Origin of the sequence: Brochothrix thermosphacta DSM 20171 = FSL F6-1036 (assembly GCF_036884295.1) — a bacterium.
GTDB lineage: Bacteria > Bacillota > Bacilli > Lactobacillales > Listeriaceae > Brochothrix > Brochothrix thermosphacta.
Genome location: NZ_CP145608.1, coordinates 385,427 through 405,510 on the forward strand (window position 1 = coordinate 385,427; position 20,084 = coordinate 405,510).

General features: G+C 33.9%; 14 protein-coding genes, 14 tRNA genes, 1 rRNA gene and 4 pseudogenes. 28 read left to right on the top strand and 5 right to left on the bottom strand.

The window, feature by feature from the left end:
• Positions 1–210: 210 nt before the first annotated feature.
• The 15 genes from rrf to V6S17_RS02070 all read left to right on the top strand — a co-directional run bounded on the left by rrf (position 211) and on the right by V6S17_RS02070 (position 1,674).
• Positions 211–326 (top strand): 5S ribosomal RNA (gene rrf, locus V6S17_RS02000).
• A gap of 6 nt (positions 327–332) precedes the next feature.
• A tRNA-Asn gene (locus V6S17_RS02005) sits at positions 333–405 on the top strand.
• Positions 406–412: 7 nt separating this feature from the next.
• Positions 413–501 (top strand) — tRNA-Ser (locus tag V6S17_RS02010).
• Between the two features lie 34 nt (positions 502–535).
• Positions 536–607, top strand: a tRNA-Glu gene (locus V6S17_RS02015).
• Positions 608–644: 37 nt separating this feature from the next.
• Positions 645–720, top strand: a tRNA-Val gene (locus V6S17_RS02020).
• A gap of 16 nt (positions 721–736) precedes the next feature.
• Positions 737–810 (top strand) — tRNA-Met (locus tag V6S17_RS02025).
• Between the two features lie 28 nt (positions 811–838).
• Positions 839–912: transfer RNA gene (locus V6S17_RS02030), tRNA-Asp, on the top strand.
• A gap of 10 nt (positions 913–922) precedes the next feature.
• Positions 923–995: transfer RNA gene (locus tag V6S17_RS02035), tRNA-Phe, on the top strand.
• A gap of 15 nt (positions 996–1,010) precedes the next feature.
• Positions 1,011–1,094 (top strand) — tRNA-Tyr (locus V6S17_RS02040).
• A gap of 24 nt (positions 1,095–1,118) precedes the next feature.
• A tRNA-Trp gene (locus tag V6S17_RS02045) sits at positions 1,119–1,192 on the top strand.
• Positions 1,193–1,225: 33 nt separating this feature from the next.
• Positions 1,226–1,298, top strand: a tRNA-His gene (locus V6S17_RS02050).
• A 22-nt stretch (positions 1,299–1,320) separates the two neighbouring features.
• Positions 1,321–1,392: transfer RNA gene (locus tag V6S17_RS02055), tRNA-Gln, on the top strand.
• Between the two features lie 20 nt (positions 1,393–1,412).
• Positions 1,413–1,484, top strand: a tRNA-Gly gene (locus V6S17_RS02060).
• 11 nt (positions 1,485–1,495) lie between these two features.
• Positions 1,496–1,569, top strand: a tRNA-Cys gene (locus tag V6S17_RS02065).
• Positions 1,570–1,590: 21 nt separating this feature from the next.
• A tRNA-Leu gene (locus V6S17_RS02070) sits at positions 1,591–1,674 on the top strand.
• A gap of 184 nt (positions 1,675–1,858) precedes the next feature.
• Here the strand turns inward: V6S17_RS02070 and V6S17_RS02075 are convergent.
• Together V6S17_RS02075 and V6S17_RS02080 are read right to left on the bottom strand one after the other, a co-directional pair.
• On the bottom strand, positions 1,859–2,461 hold the full coding sequence (locus tag V6S17_RS02075) for a hypothetical protein (RefSeq protein ID WP_029091944.1): 603 nt from the start codon (positions 2,459–2,461) through the stop codon (positions 1,859–1,861).
• Between the two features lie 83 nt (positions 2,462–2,544).
• Positions 2,545–2,714: pseudogene (locus tag V6S17_RS02080) on the bottom strand (site-specific integrase); the annotation flags it as partial.
• Between V6S17_RS02080 and V6S17_RS02085 the strand changes: the two are divergent.
• The 11 genes and pseudogenes from V6S17_RS02085 to V6S17_RS02135 all read left to right on the top strand — a co-directional run bounded on the left by V6S17_RS02085 (position 2,699) and on the right by V6S17_RS02135 (position 13,838).
• Positions 2,699–3,010, top strand: a complete 312-nt coding sequence (locus tag V6S17_RS02085; RefSeq protein ID WP_029091945.1) for a hypothetical protein — start codon at positions 2,699–2,701, stop codon at positions 3,008–3,010. The pseudogene V6S17_RS02080 and the gene V6S17_RS02085 sit on opposite strands and share 16 nt — an antisense overlap.
• Entirely contained in the window at positions 2,985–3,218 is a 234-nt protein-coding gene (locus V6S17_RS02090) for a hypothetical protein (protein WP_029091946.1), read from the top strand. Before V6S17_RS02085 ends, V6S17_RS02090 begins: the two co-directional genes overlap by 26 nt.
• A gap of 12 nt (positions 3,219–3,230) precedes the next feature.
• Positions 3,231–3,500: pseudogene (locus V6S17_RS02095) on the top strand (lysozyme family protein); the annotation flags it as partial.
• Between the two features lie 174 nt (positions 3,501–3,674).
• The gene (locus tag V6S17_RS02100) at positions 3,675–4,034 is read left to right on the top strand and encodes a M23 family metallopeptidase (RefSeq protein ID WP_338515866.1); all 360 of its coding nucleotides are present in this window, start codon (positions 3,675–3,677) and stop codon (positions 4,032–4,034) included.
• A 7-nt stretch (positions 4,035–4,041) separates the two neighbouring features.
• Positions 4,042–4,605: a hypothetical protein gene (locus V6S17_RS02105; RefSeq protein ID WP_029091947.1), complete on the top strand. Its 564-nt coding sequence runs from the start codon at positions 4,042–4,044 to the stop codon at positions 4,603–4,605.
• A 551-nt stretch (positions 4,606–5,156) separates the two neighbouring features.
• Complete coding sequence (locus tag V6S17_RS02110) at positions 5,157–5,624, top strand: hypothetical protein (RefSeq protein ID WP_141690156.1); 468 nt, start codon at positions 5,157–5,159, stop codon at positions 5,622–5,624.
• 364 nt (positions 5,625–5,988) lie between these two features.
• Complete coding sequence (locus V6S17_RS02115) at positions 5,989–6,309, top strand: site-specific DNA-methyltransferase (protein ID WP_161633713.1); 321 nt, start codon at positions 5,989–5,991, stop codon at positions 6,307–6,309.
• 48 nt (positions 6,310–6,357) lie between these two features.
• Entirely contained in the window at positions 6,358–7,932 is a 1,575-nt protein-coding gene (locus V6S17_RS02120; RefSeq protein WP_080712945.1) for a site-specific DNA-methyltransferase, read from the top strand.
• A 1-nt stretch (position 7,933) separates the two neighbouring features.
• Positions 7,934–10,624 (top strand): DEAD/DEAH box helicase family protein, encoded by a 2,691-nt coding sequence (locus tag V6S17_RS02125; protein ID WP_029091950.1) that lies wholly within the window; start codon positions 7,934–7,936, stop codon positions 10,622–10,624.
• Between the two features lie 786 nt (positions 10,625–11,410).
• Positions 11,411–11,598: pseudogene (locus V6S17_RS02130) on the top strand (IS3 family transposase); the annotation flags it as partial.
• A 1,034-nt stretch (positions 11,599–12,632) separates the two neighbouring features.
• A complete protein-coding gene (locus tag V6S17_RS02135) occupies positions 12,633–13,838 on the top strand; it encodes a helix-turn-helix domain-containing protein (RefSeq protein WP_029091951.1) in 1,206 nt (401 codons plus the stop codon).
• Positions 13,839–14,095: 257 nt separating this feature from the next.
• Here the strand turns inward: V6S17_RS02135 and V6S17_RS02140 are convergent, their stop codons facing one another.
• From V6S17_RS02140 to V6S17_RS12645, 3 genes and pseudogenes are all read right to left on the bottom strand, one after another.
• Positions 14,096–15,484: an MFS transporter gene (locus V6S17_RS02140; protein WP_029091953.1), complete on the bottom strand. Its 1,389-nt coding sequence runs from the start codon at positions 15,482–15,484 to the stop codon at positions 14,096–14,098.
• Between the two features lie 30 nt (positions 15,485–15,514).
• Positions 15,515–17,784, bottom strand: a pseudogene (locus V6S17_RS02145) (glycoside hydrolase family 3 C-terminal domain-containing protein).
• Positions 17,785–18,046: 262 nt separating this feature from the next.
• Positions 18,047–18,136, bottom strand: a complete 90-nt coding sequence (locus tag V6S17_RS12645; RefSeq protein ID WP_080712946.1) for a putative holin-like toxin — start codon at positions 18,134–18,136, stop codon at positions 18,047–18,049.
• 315 nt (positions 18,137–18,451) lie between these two features.
• Between V6S17_RS12645 and V6S17_RS02150 the strand changes: the two genes are divergently transcribed.
• Entirely contained in the window at positions 18,452–19,021 is a 570-nt protein-coding gene (locus tag V6S17_RS02150; protein ID WP_029091954.1) for an alpha/beta hydrolase, read from the top strand.
• Between the two features lie 63 nt (positions 19,022–19,084).
• On the top strand, positions 19,085–20,035 hold the full coding sequence (locus V6S17_RS02155) for a VOC family protein (protein WP_029091955.1): 951 nt from the start codon (positions 19,085–19,087) through the stop codon (positions 20,033–20,035).
• Positions 20,036–20,084 lie beyond the last annotated feature (49 nt).

Below are 20,084 nucleotides of genomic sequence, written 5' to 3' on the forward strand. Positions count from 1 at the left end.
TAAGTATTCAGTTTTGAGAGTGCAAATTCTCTTGATAATTTCATATTATCCAAGCAATTAACAGGTAATGTATCTGTTAATATGAATTTTGTAAAAGCGAGTTATTCTAGGCGTTTATGAATCGATTGAGGAACATACTTAGGGTATGTGACAATTGAGATGAAGAAGACAACAACGAAAAACGAAGCTTAGATAAAATTCAAAAAAACGTTTGGTGACGATAGCAAAGAGGATACACCTGTTCCCATCCCGAACACAGTAGTTAAGCTCTTTAGCGCCGATGGTAGTTGGGGGTTTCCCCCTGTGAGAGTAGGACGTTGCCAAGCTGATTATCCGCAATAGCTCAGTTGGTAGAGCACACGACTGTTAATCGTGTTGTCGTAGGTTCGAGCCCTACTTGCGGAGTTAATATGGAGAGTTGTCCGAGTGGCCGAAGGAGCACGGTTGGAAACCGTGTAGGCAGTGTAAACTGTCTCAAGGGTTCAAATCCCTTACTCTCCGTACTAGACACTCCGAATATAACATTATGTCTTAAGGCCCGTTGGTCAAGCGGTTAAGACACCGCCCTTTCACGGCGGTATCACGGGTTCGAATCCCGTACGGGTCATTGCTTATACTATTATAAGTAGCAACATTGAAAGTCAGGGGGCTTAGCTCAGCTGGGAGAGCATCTGCCTTACAAGCAGAGGGTCGGCGGTTCGAGCCCGTCAGCCCCCACCATTTTTATTAATATTATCGCGGGATGGAGCAGTCTGGTAGCTCGTCGGGCTCATAACCCGAAGGTCGTTGGTTCAAATCCAGCTCCCGCAATTGCAAGTTAGCTTGCAAACAAGTTTTTGGTCTGGTAGTTCAGCTGGTTAGAATGCCTGCCTGTCACGCAGGAGGTCGCGGGTTCGAGTCCCGTCCAGACCGTTAGTTTTATGGCTCAGTAGCTCAGTTGGTAGAGCAACGGATTGAAGCTCCGTGTGTCGGCAGTTCGACTCTGTCCTGAGCCATTGCAACATCTATATGGAGGAGTAGCGAAGTGGCTAAACGCGACGGACTGTAAATCCGTTCCTTAGGGTTCAGTGGTTCGAATCCACTCTCCTCCACCATTTTTTATTTATATATTTTTTGATAGGGGCATAGTTTAACGGTAGAATAGAGGTCTCCAAAACCTTTGATGTGGGTTCGATTCCTACTGCCCCTGCCATTTTTTTACATTTAAACTATTATTACTATTATGGCGGTTGTGGTGAAGTGGTTAACACACCTGATTGTGGTTCAGGCATGCGTGGGTTCGATCCCCATCATCCGCCTTTTTTATATAGATAATATCCTTGGGGTGTAGCCAAGCGGTAAGGCAATGGATTTTGATTCCATCATGCGTAGGTTCGATCCCTGCCACCCCAGTTAATTAAATTAATTATTTTGCGAAAGTAGTTCAGTGGTAGAACATCACCTTGCCAAGGTGGGGGTCGCGAGTTCGAATCTCGTCTTTCGCTTTTTATTTTGTGGCGGTATAGCCAAGTGGTAAGGCAGAGGTCTGCAAAACCTTCACCACCGGTTCAAATCCGGTTACCGCCTCCATTATAATTATAATAAGTATATGCCGGCGTGGCGGAATTGGCAGACGCGCTGGACTCAAAATCCTGTGACCGCAAGGTCGTGCCGGTTCGACCCCGGCCGCCGGTATACTTAGAACCCCAACGCTTTTCGGAGTGTGAGAGGGTTCTTTTTTTTGTTTAAAACTGTTTTGAGTGACCACAAAGTGTCCATTCTCTTGTATAACTGATTAAAAAGGCTCTATAATTTATAGTGTTAGCGACATATTTCGTCACCAATACTATAAATTATAGAGCCTTTGTTTATCCTTTTTCTATTTAATTTTACCAGTGAAAATAGATTTTAGAAAGCCAATAAATGTTTGCTTGAATTTCAATTTATTTATTTGGTCACCTTGATTTCCAAAACGCATATTTGAAGATATTGAGAAGTAAGAAATACGTCCATCCATTTCTAATTTCACTTGATAACAGGGTATAATTCCTATTGTGCGTAATTTGAAGACACAAAAAGTATCAGGTTCTAACTGTATCATTTTGTATGGTTTGAAAATAATAGGAGTATAATTTTTTTTAAGACGTTTACGAAGATTAGTTTCAATGGTTGAATCTGTAGTAGCATTATACTTGTATAATTTTACATTTAGTTGCTTGTCATGAGAACCGAAAATCCAATAGAAAGTATCCACTCCTTCGGAATTATCATCGTAAAATAGAGTGCTTTTTTCTTTTTCATTAAATTTTTCATATTCTTCTTTTGATGATTTGCGTATTATAATATCTTTATATGAAAATCTTTTTTCGGTATACCAAATCCACAGGACTCCCAAAAGGAAAAGAGCACTAATGATCACTTTCCAGCCCAATCCCTTAATATCAAAATGAAATAACTCAGTAATTATGGTGTCCCAATTCATGAACTCACTCCTATATTATTTTTAATAAGTATATCAAAAAATAAATTATTATGGTAATAATTATTTCCAATTTCACTGTGAAGCTAATAAAATAACTCATCCAATCTATCAGCAGTATTTTTCTGCTTATTAGGAAACAGATGCCCATAAACATCCATTGTAGTTGTAATAGAAGCATTACCAAGACGCGCCTTAATGATAAGGGCGTCTCTTTGTTATCGATTAATAGTACTACATGTGAATGACGGAAATTTTTTTGAGAACATGCAAGCAGAAGAAGCAAAAACATTAGAACAAGATACAACAACGTTAGAAAATAACAGAGAATCGCAAGAAGATGCTATGAATGAATCAGCAACAAATACAGCTGATGCTACAGATGTTATTGAAGAAGTACGTCAATTAGAAGCAACACCACAGCAAGAAAGCGCACGTAAAGAAAAAGAAGCGGTTAAGGAAGTTGAGACTGATACAAAGAATACTGAGGATTTAACACCAGATGAAACACGTCAGGAGGCAGACCATGAAGAAGTTAATCGGACTGAGTAGCCTATTGCCAATGTTGATTTTAGTGCCAGTGTTGTTAATCGTTATCGTGTTTAGTCGTGGCGATACAGAAATGAATTTAGGAGGAGAAGGAACGTTAATTGGCGTAAATGCTGAGACACTTGCCTTCAAAGAACCAATTTTAAAAGAAATGCAGAAACAACAGCTCGATAAAAAATGGTTCAATCTCTTATTAGCCCATGTCATGTAGGAAAGCCATGGTGGGTTGTTAAGTGATGATATTTTTCAATGCTCTGAAAGTTTAGGACTACCACCCAACTCATTAGGTGTTAAAGAAAGTATTGTGCAAGGTATTTCATTCTTTAAAGCACAACTCAAAGCCGTTGCATCCACAACAGGATATGAGCCATCACCAACAAATGAAGGCGATATGAATATTTCTTCCGTTTTATATCAATTTCCAACGTTTGGTCCATGGCTCAAAAAAGAACGTAATAGAAAATGGTCAGAAGAAGCCAATTATTACTTTTATAAAAATATCGTGGCAGGCTTTGGTGCAGGACCAGGAGATAAAGATTATTTAAAAAATATCCTCCAATACTATGATTGTAGCAGTGGTAATCTCGTTGGTGGTGGCACAGGGAAGTACATTATTCCCGTAGATAATCCGATTGTAAGCTCAGGTTTTGTTGATCGCATCAATCCAGTGACAGGTCAACGGGAACAACATAAAGGCTTAGATTTTGCACAACCGATGAATTCAGCCATTAAATCCGCAGATGATGGCGTGGTAGTTTTTGCTGGAATGGGAAGCAATAGCAATGGCTTTAATAATTATGGAAATGTTGTGTTGTTGGAACATAAGAAGAGTAAAGAATGGACACTTTACGCCCATCAAAATGCTGTCAGCGTGACGAAAGGACAGAAAGTGAAACAAGGACAAGTCATCGGTAAAGTCGGTAGTACAGGGCAATCAACAGGGGCTCATTTGCATTTTGAAATCAGAAAACAACAATGGGGCGGACAAATTGATCCTGCACCAATTCTAGGAGTAACCGGAAAGTAGGGAGGAAATGAAACGAAAAGTGATGATAGCCGTAGCGATTGTTTTAGTGTTGTTTTTAATCAGTCGCTTAATCAGTGTAACGAATAATAACGAAGCGCTGCTCGTGAGTAATCAACAAATTGAGAAAGAGAAGCAAGCCAAAGAACGTGAGTTGAAAAAGCTCCGTTCACTTTCTAATGCTAAGGAAGAACCAGCAACAACACTCGATGAAATGAAGACAATCAAAGACATTAATTATCAATTGATGGAGTCATTGTTTGCCTATGAATCGTTGGATGAACGTGATAAACAAATAACACCTTATGTAATAGAAGAAACAAAGAATAACATGACACGATTCAAAAGTGATTATGACCAAAACGATACAAGTTCATTACTCTTATCAAGTGAAGCATTTGTCGCAAAATCATTCAATTCAAATGAAATAAATGTTATTAATGATGTTGTATCTGAACTCACTTTTAATAAAGAAGCACAGAAACAACATATGTATGTTAAAGTGAAATATGTAAAAGATACAGGTCAATGGCAAGCGAAGAGTTTTAATTTTTCGAAGTATGTTGAAGATTGAGGGGAAAACGGATTAGAGCAACTGCCAACTTAAATTAACCTCTTTTAATGATAGTGCTACTATTGTTAAAATTAAAAATTATGCTCCTATATCAATATATATTGTATAACTTCATTTATTTAAAATGTAATGAATGTTATAATTTTAGAATATTGAAATTAAGAGAGGTGTATTATATATGGCTACTAGTATGTTAATTTTAGCAATAATTTCTATGATTCTATGGATTTTAGTATCACGTAATCTTATGGCTACTTCAAAAACGAAAAGTAAGGGTTCGATGTATACTTTATTTTCAGCAAGTGTAATTTCAACAGTGTTTTTGCTGGTTATTATTTTTAGAAAATTACAAATTTTTTGAAGGTATGAATAGCTTTAAGGTCCGGTGTTATTTTATCACGGACTTTTCGATGTATATGGTTAAACACAATCTATAGTTTTCGAAAAAAGATTGATACAGGAGAGAGAAATGAACAAAATGATAATTTTAGAGGGTGTTGTTTCTAATCAGTCGCTTAATCAGTGTAACGAATAGTAATGAAGCATTGCTCATGAACAATCAACAAACTGAGAAAGAGAAGCAAGCCAAAGAACGTGAGTTGAAAAAGCTCCGTTCACTTGCCAATACTAAAGAAGAGCCAGCAACAACACTTGATGAGATGAAGATAATCAAAGATATTAATTATCAATTGATGGAAGCATTGTTTGCCTATGAATCGCTTGATGAACGTGATCAACAAATAACACCCTATTTAATAGAAGAAACAAAGAACAATATGACACGATGTAAAAGTGATTATGACCAAAACGATACAAGTTCTTTACTCTTATCAAGTGAAGCGTTTTTCGCAAAATTATTTAATTCAAATGAAATTAATGTGATTAATTATGTCGTCTCTGAACTCACTTTTAATAAAGAAGCACAGAAACAACACATGTACGTGAAAGTAAAATATGTAAAAGATACAGGTCAATGGCAAGCGAAAAGTTTTAATTTTTCGAAGTATGTGGAAGGGTGAGGAGGAAGGCATGCGAGAGGGTGTCTGTTTTGTGTTCAGTTATTAATAAATTATTCTAGGTAGAAGCTTAATTTATTGATATACTCTATATAGTACTGTATATGTTTAGTTAGTATATTATAAGTGTTAAGGATTTCATGTAGTATCTTGTTTAATAAGAGGAGTTAGTGAGTTTGAAAATGAATAATTGTATTCATTGAACAAAATATAGAAAACTAAGTATTGTAAAGTTATAATAATGGTTGAGAAAAATCTTGAAATTGAACAAGGAACACATGATATTATGTTGAATATAAAAAAGGAAGTTCTGTTTAACTTTTTTTGTTTTTTCATATCAAATAAATTGTTACGGAGGAAAATTATAATGAAAATAGAACCGAAGATCTTTGATGAATTAAAAAAAATATTATTACTTTTTACAGATAAGTATTTTATTGACGAAGAATTAAATCGTACAAAATTAAGTGAGGATTTAAGAAAATATGATGAAGAATTACTTGATAAATTATTTCAATCAGATTTTATAAAACAACATTTTTTAAAAGAAGTTGCGGGTCAAAAGTTATTTCAAATTGATCAACTAGAAGAAGCAGTTCTCTATAATGACTATTGGGAAACGAGTTATACTAAATATGAAAATCGTATTGGGTTAGGATATAAAGGGCATTTTTTAGCTGATAGTTAAGATGTATTATTAGATTTTCCTTTTAAAGATGGGGTTTTAACAGCATCCATGACAAAAGAAAATACTGAAGGTGGATATGATGATGCTTTCTTAAATGAAGTTATTGAAAAAGATGAAATCGATCGATTATTTGATAAAAAAATATTTGTGAATAGTAAACTATACAATGAAAATGGAGAATCGACGGTAACGGATTTTAATTCTGAAACAGATAACCTAATTATTAAAGGGAATAATTTACTTGCTTTGCATACCTTGAAAGAGAATTATACGGAAAAAGTAAAGTTTATATATCTTGACCCGCCTTACTTTTTTAATAAAAGTAAACCTAGTGATACATTTTCATATAACTCAAATTTTAAATTATCATCTTGGTTAGTATTTATGAAAAATCGTCTTGAGATTGCTCGTGATTTATTAGATAGTGACGGAGTTATTTTTATCTCTATCAGTGAAGATGGTCAAGCTTATTTGAAAGTTTTAATGGATGAAGTTTTTGGAGGCGATAATTTTGTGGAAACATTTATATGGAGAAACACTGATAATGCGGATTCTTTGGGAAATAAAAGTAGATCTGGATTAGAGTATATTCATTCATATGAAAAAGTGAAAAATCCTAATAGAAAGTGGATTGGAAAAGATACTGAAAATGGGGATGCTCCATTATTGAATTCTAGTAATGGAATTGGTGAACTACGATTTGAAAAAGGGAATATTAGATTCAATATCCCAGATGGGGAGTATAAATCAGGAATGTACCCTAAAGTTGAATTATTGGATGATCTTCATGTTAAAGAAGGGAAAAATATAAATGCTGTAAGGTTGAAAGGAAAATTCAAGTGGAGTCAAGAATATCTTGATGAAGAAGTTAGAAAAGGGGGAGATTTTATTATTAAATCTAAACAATTTTCTATTCGATATCAAAAATCCAAAAGTAATGCTATGGCCCCTGAAAAAATGATCGATACAAGTTACCTTTCTAAAATTTTTGGTGTTGGAAGTTATGAAGATTCTAATTCTCATTTAGAAGAAATGAAAATAAATTTTACTTATTCCAAGCCGGAGTCGTTGATTGCGTTTTTGATAAGAGCAACAACTGATGAAGAAGATATTGTATTAGATTTCTTTATGGGATCTGGAACAACACAAGCTGTTTCATTAAAGATGAATAGAAAGTTTATTGGGATAGATCAGATGGATTATATAACTACAGATACAGTTCCAAGACTCATAAAAGCTATTGATGGAGAACAAGGAGGTATCTCTAAAGATGTCACATGGAAAGGCGGAGGCTCATTTGTATATACAGAGCTAATGCCTAAGAATATGGGGTACTTACAAGATATTATTCATTCGGATACTATAAACGAATTGAAAGTTGTATATCAGCGAATGCTAGAAGGAACAGATATATTAGATCCCGCTGATATTTCTTTCCGTGCTGATTTAAATAAAATTAATTGGTTGGAAAGTTTCAGTGATAATAAACGATTACTGATTAAACTACTGGATAAAAACGGTTTATATTATAATTATTCAGAAATTGAGGATGTAAATGTACGAAGTTTACTTTCTGATGCTGATTATCTGTTTAATAAAAAATTCTATAAAGGTGGTGAATAAGATGACTAATAATAGTATATCAAAAATTCGTCACTTTCCTTTGCTAGAGGAAGCTAAATTAGCAGAAATGGATTTGTTTCATGAACATCAGAGCTATGTAATACCTGATTATTTGAATAATAATCTAATTCATACCCTGCGGTACTATCAAAATGAATCTATACGTAATTATCACTATACAAGGCAAAATATGAAACTAAGTCCTCAACAGGTTTTATTTAATATGGCAACAGGTTCTGGTAAAACAGATCTGATGGCTGGATTAATTTTATATCTCTATAAAGAATATAATTATCACAACTTTTTGTTTATTGTGAATACTAATTCTGTTTTGTTGAAAACCAAAGATAACTTAGTCAATAAAAATAGTGATAAGTATCTTTATAAAGAAAAAATAGCAATTGATGGCAAGCAGATTTCTATTTTAGAAGTGGAACAATTCCCCAGGATACAACAAGAAAATACCATCTATATCAAATTATCCTCTGTTCAAAAAGTTTCAGAAGATTTATTTGTAGTAAGAGAAAACACTATGGGATTAACTGATTATGAGCGACAACCAGTGGTCATATTGGCGGATGAAGCACATCATTATTCTGCTAATACAAAAAAAGAAAAAGATGATGAGAACACTTGGGAGTATGCGATTAATAAAATTCTAAACGCACGTAATGACTTCGAGCAAAAGAATCTTCTTCTAGAATTCACTGCAACTGTTGATTTTTCTAAAGATGTTATCTACAATAAATACAGAGATAAAGTAGTTTACCGTTATCCATTAAGTAAATTTATGTTTGATGGTTATTCTAAGCAGGTAAAACGAATTGAAACGTCTGCAAGTGATGAGGATAAAATGTTGAATGTCGTGTTACTTTCCCAGTATAGAAAATATAGAGCCAATTCAGAAGGCGTCACCAGTACATTCAAACCAGTGATTTTATTCAAATCATCTAAAGTAGATGTTTCAATCGAAGCAAATGCAAAATTCAATCAAATCATTGGAAATTTAAATGTTAGAGATTTGATTAAATTTATTAATCGGCAACAATTAATGGATAGTAATGTGAGTTCCGCGTTGAGTTTGGCTTATGATTTTTATCTTAAAAATGAAGGTGCAATGGAGAGAATTATTCGAGAAATAAAACATGATTTTGATTCTAGGAACGTATTAAATGCAAATGATACGAGTGGAAATATGCTTGAAAAAGGACAATATCAAGCATTAAATACACTTGAAAATCCTAATAATCTATATCGTGTTGTGTTTGCTGTTGCAAAACTAACAGAAGGATGGGATGTACTTAATTTATATGATATAGTTCGTATTGAAAAAGGAGCTGGCACAAATAAAAATGCAACAATGGCTGAAGCGCAGTTGATCGGACGGGGAGCAAGGCATTATCCGTTTGAACTAATGGGACGAAAAAGTTATCAACGGAGATTTGATAATGATTTATCTAACACGCAACTTTTTATTGAAACACTACACTATCATACAATGGATGAGCCACAATATATAAAACAATTGATAGGATCACTGAAAAAAGTGGATTTACCTACGGGTGAAGATAAAAAAACCCCACCTATTGAAATTAAACTGAAATCATCTTTTAAGAAAACAGAAGCCTATAAAAAAGGTAAGATTTATTATAATGAAGTGAAAGAAGTAGAAGATGAATGGTTTAATTCGATTGCTAAGTATGGTATTAACCACAAAGCAGATATTATAAGATGTCTTAACTATGGTAGTCGAGAAGTTTCCTATCAAGCGACTGTGGGTTCTGATGAAACAAAAATTATAAGAGTAGAAGAATTTGATGTCAGATATATAAAAAAAGCTATACAACGCTTAGAGTTTTTTAGATTTGAAAATCTTAAAAAATATATACCGTTGCTTACATCGATAAAAGAATTTATTTATGATGAGAAGTGGTTAAATATAAATGAAGTGAATTTATTTTTAACGGTCCCAAAAGACTTTCAACTAAAGGATATTTCTCCTGATGATATATTAGATGTTACTTTAGCGCTTTTAAAAGAATATGAAGTGAAATTCAAATCAGGTTATATTAAACAAAGAGGAACAAAAAAATTTATTGGTTATCCAATAAATGAGTATCTAACAAATTATAATAAACGGGTTCCGGCATATGATACAGCGAATATGTTTAATGAAAATATGCAAAAAATTGAGGCCTATGAAATTAAAGATGAGTTTTATGTTTACGAAAAAGCTATCGTGAATAAACTAGAATATGAATTGATAGAACGTGTTAAAGTACATGTGAATGAGTTGAAAAAGAGGTATCAGAAATCTGTCTATCTACTGCGTATGGATGAAAACATGCATCGTGAATCTGTGAAAAGTGAAAAGTTAAAACTCCATCAATATGGCTCTCGTGAAAATCGAGCAGGTGAAATTACAGACATACATATACAAGGATTTCAACCTGACTTTATTTTATTCCTTGAAGATAGTGATTTTTATTTTCAAATATTTATTGAACCTAAGGGTATGAGTGGAGAAAGATTTATTAGTGAATTATGGAAACAAGATTTACTTTTATATATGGCAGATAATCAAGGAGAGATGGAGTTTGCAGCGAATGAAAAAAACGTTTTGATTAGTGGGGTGAAGTTTTATACTAAGGGAGACGGGCAAAATACTATCGAGAGATTAAAGTCATTATAAAAATCCAGTGATTTTTATTTTGAATTTTATTTTTTTGTTATTTAATAGCTATATTATGTTTTTGGTCTATTGTTAGCTGTGGAGGTATTTGCTTTGTTAAACATTAGTGAGAAAACAGCAAGTACTTCATAAACATCAATTATAGTTGTAATAAAAGCATGACCAAGACGCGCCTTAATCATAAGGGCGTCTTCTTTATTATCAACTAATAGTGCGTTACATGTGAATGTGAAAAACCATGGAGACGAATTTGTTTGACTTTATTGCTTAGTTCGAAGATGAGTTTCAATTTGTTATGAAAGCTATCTTTATTGCTGATTGATAATGATTAGATTTATAATAAAAGGTGACGATGATGTGATTCTATCTCAGAGTACATTTTTCATATAAGGATATCTTTAAATAATGCATTTAAATAGATTATATGGTGGTAATGAAGTAGTTTTTTTGAAAATATAACTTATATTAGTGCAAGGAATACTTTACTGCAATATATATAGGAAAAGATAAATTAATGAACAAATAATTAGAACTATAAGCAAATATAATATCATGAGAGTATTATATAGTTTGGGTATTGTTGTGTGGGCAGCCAGTATTGAATTAGATATTCAGTCTATAGGTTATACTATAGCTACAATTATGTTATTTAATTCTTTTTTTGCTATTTAGTACATTAATATAAATTTTAGCTCTCGATATATATAATACAAATTGACTATCTATATTTTTCTTTTTGATGAATGTTAGTTTTACGACTGCTGATACAATTCGTACCACAGGATCCTTTTTGGTCATTTTAAAGATGAAACAAATTATAAAGAGTGCTTGAATTTAAAGGAGTTATAGGAGATTATAGATGACTATATGGATTTTTACAATAACGAACGTGGTCAGTGGAATCTGAAAAAATGTCTCCTGTGGAATACAGGAAGCATTTTTATCGGAAGTTGCATAGAGTCTTTTTTATTTAGAATCACCTTAGCTTTACACGTATTAATATGAAAGTCAATATTTTTTTTGGTCTTTTAAAAATATTTAATTTAATAGTATAATAAAGGTGAAGATGTTATTAGAGTAAGGAATTAACGTTTCGATTTTCTTTTGATTTACTTTTGAAGTATGAAAGTGTTGGAAATAGGGAATCTCGTACATATTTAAGTAGTCATTTTAAGAAACCAGTATGATAGCAATTAAACGTAGTTTGAAACGTATGGAAGATGATTTTGTGAATGGTAAATAATTAAATTTCTAGTCCACAAAAAGACCATTTGCACCAAACCCATGTGGTTTCAGTGGTTCAAATACCTTGATATAACAGCATTTGTATTTCGCAAATTGTTGTCATCATACTCAAAATCCTGTGACCGCAAGGTCGTGCCGGTTCGACCCCGGCCGCCGGTATACTTAGAACCCCAACGCTTTTCGGAGTGTGAGAGGGTTCTTTTTTTGCTTTTAAAACAAATTCATAGAGCATTTCATTGTAAATGCTTTAATGGGAATGGGTAACATGATTATAAAGAAGTCCATATTGCAAATAGTGAAATCATTGCCAGGCACAGCTAGATTTGTTAAATGAACGTGTAAAGAAACTGGCCAAAGTGTAGACGATTACGTTTTGTCTAATTTTATGAGTACGATAAGCACTAGCAGTAATGAGAGGTGATTACTGATACTTTCATGGGAAATCTGTATCAGTTATACTAAAGGTATAGAAAAAGACACTAGCGCAAACTAGCGTCCGTGTAGAACCGTTTAAGACGGTGGCTACGCAATTATAATACTAAAGTAATCGTTGACTAGCCAAAGTTCAGACGATTACTTTTTTTTGTCTAATTTTGTGAGTACGACAACTACATTCATTAAAAAAAGGTAATAACTGATGGTTGCAAGGGCAACCTACATCAGTTATTCTAGCAGTATAATGACTATTTTTAAGAAGCTCTGTAACATACGTAAAGCCTCACGTTTATGCTGTTTTTTATATGGATTATGAAAGGAGCAATTTATGCACTATACAACTGCCTATTTCACATCTCTTTTGGAAAAATTGACTGATATTCCATTTACCTTGATTCATGATGATGCGACGTTGACACATTACGGCGCTATCGTGTCACCACCAAATACTGAACCTCCATTGTTTATAGACCACTATGTCCCTTCTTATATCAATCCTAAACAACCTATTATCTATATTACACCTCATTTAGAACGTTTTATATTTATATCGTTGGAAGCGCATTGTCCTGGGAAACTTGTTATTGGACCATTCATTTCTTCGGTTATTCCTAAAGAATTTCTTCATTCTGTGCTCAATGATACAGCTGTGTGTGATTATCCTAAGTACATCGATTATTACCAACAGTTATATACGCTCTCCAGTGAAAAACAACATGCCTTAATACAATTAATCTACTTTATGCTATTTCGACAAACATTAGATGAAATAGATATTATCATACAAGATAACTGGTTACAATTACCAGAAAAAACGATGTCGTCCACGCTTGAAGCATCGCTAAAGTTACAACCAACCCAACATTGTATCGCTACTGAACAGCAATTTCTTTATCTAATAAAGGAAGGGAAAAGCGATGATTTAACAGTGCTATTAAACCAAGGGCCGCTTTTTTTCTCTGATAGAGTGGGTCTTCTTTCAAAAAACGACACATTACGTCACTATAAAAACAGTAGCATTGTTTGTATCGCGTTGGCTACCCGTGCGGCCGTTTCAGGGGGCGTTTATACAGAAGAAGCCTATAATTTAAGTGATTTTTACATTCAATCCCTCGAAGACTGTACGTCTACTTCTTCTGCAGATGTCTTGGTGAAAAAAGCGTTGCTAGATTTCACACAACTAGTCACGCATCAACAGCATACCAATCTGTCACCACATGTTATGCATGCCAAATACTATATCAAAAATCATCTTTATGAAGTGCTAAAAATAAAAGATGTGGCCGAGCATTTAAATCTTACACCTAATTATTTATCTGCCTGTTTCAAAAAAGAAACGGGCGATTCTTTAGCTATTTATATACGAAAAAAACGAATTTCAGAAGCTAAACAACTGATACTCCAACAAAAAATGTCTTATATCGAAATAGCGATCCTCCTTAAGTTTCATGACCATAGTCACTTTTCAAAAATTTTCAAACAAGAATGTGGTATTAGTCCTAAAACCTATAAAGAACAACATGTGGATAAATAAAAAATTGCGGCGCCTTTGTAAAATCGTATTGCTAGTCAAAAGTGAGGGTATCCTTGTGAATTTATTCGCTTACGAGGACAGTATGAACGGAATTATTAAAAAGTTCTTTTTGTTAGCTGTTTATTTTATATACATGCTTAAAGTGAAGGATACTGCTATGACTTTTCCTTCGATGTTACTCAAAAATTGAATCCTACGCGATGCCCCCATACAAAAAGCAGTTACACCAAAGAGGATAACTGCTAAATAAATAATCGTTATTTTGTGATATTCGATTCACGAATTGCTGCTAAATCAGCTGAAATTTTGGGGAATTGTTTATCTAGTTTATAGAACACTAGAATTATAATCATTAATGTATCAAAAATAATAGGTAGCCATAAGAAAATAAACATTATCATGCTTTGAGCTGACTCAGGTTGTACATGTGCCCCTGAAATGAAACCTGAGCCTGCTAGCATCCACCCTACAACTGCGGCACCAAAACCTGTTCCTACTTTAGCGCCAAAGCTACCCGCTGAATAAACCAGACCTTCAGTACGTACACCGTTACGCCATTCGCCGTACTCAATCGTATCAGCCAATAATGCGAACATTACAGCGACTAATGCAGAACCACCAGCCCCTTTAATCACATTGGTAATAATAATTAATGATATACTGTATGGATCGATAAATATGATAAAACACCCAACAAGTGATACGACCATGCCAATTATAGCCACATTTCGTTTACCAAATCGTTTGACTAGTGGTAACGATACTAACATAGCGATGACAGAAGGTACTATTTTAGTAAATGTTAATAACATCATTAATGATTCTGTCGACATACTTTTACCGACTTGTGCAACCTGTGCTACAAAGAAGGTACTTACAGCTGTACCTACACCATTGCCTGTGTTTTGAACTAAAAAGAGTGCTAAAATAAGTAACCAATATTTATTTCTAAATAAAAATTTCATTGATAATTTAAACGGTATTTTTCTATCTTCCAGTTCTTTAATCGCTGGTTTAACACGTTCTTTGGTATTTTTAAAACATAACATCAAACAGACAAAACCGACGGCAGAGAAAATAATTGCCATTGTAATCCAACCTTTTTGCCCATCACCTAATACTTTTACAATTGCTAATGTTCCCATACCAGCAATTAAACCAGCGAAGGTACTGAATAGCATACGTGACACGTTCAAAACAGAACGTTCATATTGATCTTGTGTAATTAATGAAGCAAGCGTTCCATACGGAATATTAACTGCCGTACAAGCAAATGATAATAAGTTATAAGAAATAGTTATATAAACTAACTGCCAGCCCGTACTCACATCAGGTACCGTATAAAGAAGAATCCCGCTGATTAGAAAGGGGATTGCTCCCCATAAAAGCCAAGGGCGTGCCTTACCGTATTTACTATGTGTTTTATCAACAATAAAGCCCATCCCAATATCTGTGACACCATCGAAAATTTTAGAAGCAAAGATAATCGTTCCAATTGTCGCTGGGTTTAAACCAATTACCATCGTATAATAAAACATTAAAAACATTGATGAAACATGCCACACGATTCCTGTAGCAAAATCGCCTGCGCCATAAGATAGTTTTTCTTGCATCGATACTTTTTGAATGTTTGTATTCGTTGCCATCTTTTTTCCTCCCAGTCATTAAACGCGTTATTATACCTGATTTAATTGATTTAAAAACTCTGTTAATTTTTCTTCTGTGAAATAACCTTGACTAAAATTAATTAATCCTCGTAAAGGCATATTTTTTAACATTGCAGGTCCTAATTCAAGCGTTTCAGCTGTGAAATCCATTTTTGCAATATTAGATGCTAGTTCAGATTGATTGAAATGTTTTTTCGCAATCTTACTTGTTCGTGGATCTAACATAATGTCGCCGATTGTTGTATTACGATTTATTTTAAGCGGTAATAATACGGTAGAATTAACAGTAAGTGTTTCTTTTAACTCAATTTGAGCAGAAGAACGACCCACAAGTATCTCAAATTCCCCACTTTCAATATGCCAATCTTGTATAGCTGTATCATAGTAACTAAATGAACGGTTATTTAACGTGATTGTGATTGTTTTTTCTTCACCAGGATTAAGCATAATTTTCTCAAATCCTTTTAATTCTTTTAGTGGACGTTTAACGGTACTCTTCACATCTGCAACGTATAATTGCACTATTTCTTTCCCTGCAACTGCTCCCGTATTACGTACGGTTATTTCCACGTCAACCATTTCTTTATCGGTAATATTTTTTTACTAAGCGTCATTTTTTCATACGTGAATTCTGTATAGCTTAAGCCATGACCAAATGGATATAAAGTATTCATTGCTTTCATATCATAGTAGCGGTAACCAACGAAGATGCCTTCGTTATATGACACAACATCATTCTCACCTGGAAAGTTGAAGTAGGCGGGTGTATCTTCTAATTTCATTGGAAATGTTTCAGCTAATTTAGCACTGGGATTAACATCACCGTATAATAAATCACTCAACGCGCCACCCATGGCTTGACCTCCGAGATAGACTTCAAAAATAGCTTGGACATCTTTTTCCCAAGGCATTTCAACTGGTGCACCGTTACTTAACAACACAATGACATTCTCATGAATAGCTGTGATCCGTTCAATCAAGGCTAACTGGTTATCTGGTAAGCGTAAATGATGACGGTCATATCCTTCAGATTCAAAGCGATCAGGCAACCCTAAAAATAGAATGATTTTATCTGCTTTTTCTGCAGTAGTGATAGCTTCTTCAATCAATGTTTCTGATAAATCATCAGATGTCATATCATAACCAGCTGCATATTTAATCAATGCATCGGGTGCACTTTTATGCATTTCATCCAGTAAACTTTCAATTTTCGTTGGATTGATTTTTGAGCTACCACTTCCTTGGTAACGTGGTTTTTCTGCAAGTTCTCCTAAAACCACTATATTTTCAGTTTTCTGTAAAGGTAACATCTCTGCGTCATTTTTAAGCAATATCATACTTTCTGATGCCACACGACGTGCAAGTTTATGATGTGCTTCTTTATTGTATTGTGCGGGATTAGTTTGAGGTGCAGTCATTTCAATCAAACGTAATACACGTTCTGCTGCTTGATCAACCACTGCTTCATCTAATTCGCCATTTTTAACTGCTGAGACAATTAAAGTGTCAGAATAACCATTATTAGAAGGCATATCTAGTTCTAATCCTGCTTTTAAGGCTGCTACTCTGTAATTAACCGCGCCCCAATCTGAAACAACAGCCCCTTTAAAACCCCATTCATCGCGAAGAATAGTAGTTAATAAACGTTCACTTTCAGCTGCATATTCACCGTTTACGCGGTTATATGAGCTCATTACTGTCGCTGGCTGTGCTTCTTTAACAACCCCTTCAAAAGCAGCTAAATAAATTTCTCGCAATGTACGCTCATCTACCTGAGCATCCACTGTCATTCGACGTTCTTCTTGGTTATTTACTGCAAAGTGTTTGAGTGATGCCCCTATAGGATGTGTTTGCATCCCTTTGACTTGTTCAGTTGCTCATTGTGAAGCTAAAAAAGGATCTTCTGAAAAATATTCAAAGTTACGCCCACATAATGGTGAACGCTTAATGTTCACGCCAGGTCCTAATAACACAGAAACTTGCTCTGATACACATTCTTCACCCAGTGCTTCACCTACCTCGAACAACATTTCTCTGTTCCAAGAAGAAGCCATACCTGCGGCAGAAGGGAAACAAATTGCTGGTACACTATCAAACACACCAAGATGATCATTTGCATCGGGTCGTTGTTTTCTCATACCATGTGGCCCATCTGTCATCATAATCGAGGGGACATTAAGACGTTCAATCCCTTTCAAATGCCAAAAATCTAATCCTGAGCATAAACTTGCTTTTTCCTCTAACGTTAACTCTTTTACTATATTGCTATAATTTTTCATGTATGATTCCTCCTTATTTTTGAAAGCGCTATCAACTAGATTTATCATACTGTTGTGTTCATAGCATTACTAGTATATTTCTACTATCATTTGTACAAATCGAATACTGTTTTCATGTTATTTTTTTTCGAAATTTTCCATCATAGAAAATAAATCTTATATACTAGCGTATAAAGAATCATTTGAAGCCTATGTTTATAATGATAGGGAGCCTTTTTTATTTATTTATTTAATCCACTGATAGACGATTGCTTTTTTTGTCTCATTTTATGAGTACGACAACTAAATAAAGTAATGAAATAATAAATATTCCAAAGCCAAATATTAGTTGAAGTGACTCAAAATCTGTCAAAAAGGCATTTCATTTCATAGATTGGCTACCTATTTTAATAAGCATCATCAACTTTCGGGATAGCCACCGTCTTTCACTTCTCTACGAGTCTGTTGTAACATAAAAATAGCCCATGATTTATTAATAACAGTGTGGTTAAAAATTAAAACAATCAATTTAAGGCACCGCTATTGTTACAAACTTAAGATTTTACGCACATGAGTATCATGAGAAAAAGGTATTTTTGTACATAGTTGAGATTAGTAAACACTTAAAAAATAGATTATGATAGAGTAGTAATTAAATATAATAAATTCCTTTGAAAGGAGATAGAGAATGTTTACTTTATTACATGAAGGATCTAAAGATGAAGCTTATTTTTTATTTCATGGTACAGGCGGAAATGATTTTCAATTACTGCGAGTGATGGAAGAACTAAATCCTAATGCGACTATTATAGGCGTAAAGGCAACTGAGGGTGTAGGAAGTAATCGACGTTATTTTTCACCATTGATAAATGGCCAACTGGATAGAAAAGATTTTGAATCAAATATAAATGGTTTCATGGAAGAGTGGAAAAAAAGAGGATTCGCATTTAAGAAAAAGGTATTTTTAGGCTACTCGAATGGTGCGAATTTCATCATAGGGATAATAGAAAAATATCCACATATTATGTCCCAGGCCATCTTACTTCACCCATCTAATCTAAACTATCATTTTGAAGTTGAGTCAGGGATGAAAGTGATAATGACTTCCGGAGCTACAGATAATTTAGCATTGCCAGGTGATGTTTTAAAATTAAAAGAGACGATGAACAACTATTATAAGAACTTGACTTACTTTTTATTTGATGGCGGCCATGAGCTTACAGAAGTTGAAATTAAAGCGATTAAAGACTCACTGTGAAAAAATAACGAGAAGAAGATTCTACTTAAGCGTTTGTAAATAGATATGTAAAGGATGATTGATATGAGACCATTGATACACCATGTTTCTGTGATTAATAGTGATATGAAAAAGTCATTTGAATTTTATAAACACATTTTAGGAATGAAGTTAGTTATTAAAACCGTTAATCAAGATGATCGAGAGATGTACCATTTGTTTTTTGGAAACGCTAAAGGAAGTGCAGGCAGTGAATTCACAGTATTTGAAATGTCAGGTATTCCTAACAGGAAATTTGGAAATAACTCAATCGATCGGACCATCTTTAAAGTAAACACTGAAGAATCTTTAGATTATTGGCAAAAAAGATTGGAAGCGTTTGATATTTGTCATTATGGTATTGAAGAATATAATAACAAAAAACTATTAAGATTTGAAGATTACGATGGCACGCCTTTAGGTTTAACCATAAAAAACAAGGATGAACTCGCGCATAATTTTCATCCAAATAAAACTGCAGATATTCCAATAGAGCATTCAATTCTAGCAATTGATTCTGTCCATTTGAGAATTCCGTTTCCTAAAGCCAGCCAGAAAATTTTAGAGGATTTATTAAAGTGGAAGACGTGTTCAAAAATGATAGGTTTTAATAAAGCTGAAACGATTATTTTAAGTAATGAGTCCACTGACTTATATCAAGAAGTTCATTTGATCCATGATAACAGTGCAGTTCCAGAAACAATGGGAATTGGCGGCACTCATCATGTTGCGTTCTCTGCCGAGTCATATGGCACATTAATGGGTTATGAAGAATGGCTAATCAACTATAATATGATGTCTTCAGGTATTAAAGATCGAGAAATATTTAAATCTTTGTATTTTAGAGAGGCTAACAGAATATTATTTGAAATAGCGACAGAGGAAATGAACCATGATATATTAGAAAATGATTTTGCTGACGTTGATGAATATCCTCTCTACTTACCTGCTTTTTTAGAGAAAGATCGAGAAAAAATAGAATACAATTTAAAATAAACCATTCATTCTAGCTACAATATCTCGTTGTTTATTTGAAAAAAGTGAT